At 63.9% G+C, this 1756-nt stretch carries 1 protein-coding gene; it reads left to right on the forward strand.

All coding sequences use genetic code 11. The features are described from left to right. Positions 1-107: 107 nt before the first annotated feature. Positions 108-1736, forward strand: a complete 1629-nt coding sequence (locus AWC07_RS02555; RefSeq protein WP_085104940.1) for an IS1634 family transposase — start codon at positions 108-110, stop codon at positions 1734-1736. Positions 1737-1756 lie beyond the last annotated feature (20 nt).

A 1756-nucleotide genomic window follows, 5' to 3' on the forward strand; every position in this document is an offset into this window, starting at 1 on the left:
CCTGAGTTAGGACATTACCGGTCGGTAACTTGGGGTGTGTCGGTGTGACCTGCGTGTTCGTCTGCTGGTTTGGCGTGTTTGGGGTACTAGCCGGGTAGTTTTGGGCGGTGGCGTACGTGCGGAAGGTGCGCACGACCTCGGGTGCGGTCGCGGTACAGGTCGCGCGTAAGGACAACGGCCGGGTGGTCGTGCTGGCGCATCTGGGTTCGGCGCATACCGATGCCGAGCTAGGCATTCTCTTGGCGCGGGCGCGCGAGGTCGCGGCCGACGGGCAGCAGACCCTCGATTTCGAGGTCAGCGCCCGCGCGCAATCTGTGAGCGACGTCGCCGACTATCGCGAGGCGGCGCTGCTGAAGACCTCGACGAGCCCGGCGGCGGTCGCGCCGCCGGGGCGCACGACCGGCACCAGTTCGCGGCTGCTCTACGGCGTGCTGGGTGCGGTCTATGACTGGCTGGGTTTCAACGTGGTCGATGATCCGGTGTTCCGGGATCTGGTGATCGCCCGGATCGTGGAGCCGACCAGCAAGCTCGACTCGGGGCGGGTGTTGGCCGATCTGGGCGCAAAGACGGTGTCCTACCGCAGCATTCAACGGCATCTGGCCAAAACCGTCGACGACAAGTACCGGGACACGATCGCCGCGAAATGCTTTGCCTACGCATCCGATTGCGGTGGGCTGAGCCTGATCCTCTACGACGCGACCACCTTGTACTTCGACGCCGAGAACGAAGACGAACTCCGCAAAGTCGGCTATAGCAAGGAGCGGCGGGTCGACCCTCAAATTGTGGTCGGGCTGCTAGTGGACCGCACCGGGTTCCCCCTCGAAATCAGCTGCCACCAGGGCAATACCGCAGAGACGACCACGATCGTGCCGATCATCACCGGTTTCGTGCAACGCCACGGTTTGGCCGGCACACCGGTGGTGGTGGCCGCCGATGCCGCGATGCTGTCGGCGGCCAACCTCAAAGCCCTCGACGAACTCGACTGCTCGTTCATCGTCGGATCACGCACCACCAAGGCCCCCGGCGACCTGGAGTCCCATTTCCATTGGAACGGTGATGTTTTCACCGACGGACAGATCATCGACACCGTCACCCCGCGCCACGCCAACAACAAAGTCAACGACACCGCGTTGCGGGCCGAACCGGTCTGGGACCCCGAACAGCACCCCAAGGCGTGGCGGGCGATCTGGGCGTACTCGGCCAAACGGGCCCGCCGCGACCAGAAAACTCTGGCCGCGCAGGAACAACGCGCCCGCGCCATCGTCGATGGCGAACGCTCAGCCAAGTCGGCACGCTTCGTCAAGATCAAAGGCTCCGACCGCCACCTCGACGAAACAAGTCTGGCGCGGGCCCAATCGCTCGTCGGCCTCAAAGGCTATGTGACCAATGTGCCGGTCACCGTGATGGCAGCGACTGAGGTGATCGCCAAATACCACGAACTGTGGAAGGTGGAGAAGTCGTTCCGGATGTCCAAGTCCGACCTGGCCGCACGGCCGATCTTTCACCGGCAACGCCAATCCATCGAAGCGCACCTGACCATCGTGTTCACCGCCCTGGCCGTCTCCCACGCCATCCAGTCCCGCACCGGCCTATCCATCGCCCAGGTCGTCAAACAACTCCGGCCGCTGCGCAGCGCCACCATCGCCGTCAACGGCACCACCCAAACCTTCCCACCAGACATTCCCGCAGATCAACGCCACATCCTCGACGCGCTCGGACTGAAAACGGGGTACTAAGGCAAATGTCCTAACTCAGG

It is taken from the genome of Mycobacterium gastri (assembly GCF_002102175.1).
GTDB lineage: Bacteria > Actinomycetota > Actinomycetes > Mycobacteriales > Mycobacteriaceae > Mycobacterium > Mycobacterium gastri.